Annotated in this window: 1 protein-coding gene; it reads right to left on the bottom strand. The window is 33.2% G+C overall.

Going from position 1 to position 379, the window contains the following annotated elements:
* Positions 1 to 288, bottom strand: a 288-nt coding sequence (locus AOA62_RS00130) for a DUF2691 family protein (RefSeq protein WP_143521702.1), incomplete at its 3' end; no start/stop codon positions are given.
* Between the last annotated feature and the right edge of the window lie 91 nt (positions 289 to 379).

Genomic DNA, 379 nt, shown 5'->3' with positions numbered 1-379 from the left:
AATATATTCTAGCGGCTCAGTTTCATAGATTGAAAATTTCAGAAAGATAGGGTAACAAACAGTGTTTTTTAAAGCAGATTTTACTTCTGTGTTCTTTAAAGTCAATACACCATCAGGTAGCAGCGATTCAGCTATTGTATCGTTATTAGAGCCCAATGTATATATTTCTTCATGATAGCCTCTCACCCAGTAAGAAGGAATATCAAAGAGGTCATCTAACAATGTAGATAACACATGACTATATTCATTAAGTATGTTGAAATAGACGCCAATTCTCTCTTTTTCCATGAATTATCCTCCTAAACACTAAACAGTTACCAGCTAATGTTGTGTACGCACAAATAAGTTTTAGCAAAGCAAATTTTACAAACAGCTATCT

This window comes from Pseudomonas sp. 2995-3, assembly GCF_002742565.1.
Taxonomy (GTDB): Bacteria; Pseudomonadota; Gammaproteobacteria; order Pseudomonadales; family Pseudomonadaceae; genus Aquipseudomonas; species Aquipseudomonas edaphica.
The sequence above is the reverse complement of the archived record's forward strand: the minus strand, read 5'-3'. Positions and strand labels throughout refer to the sequence as shown.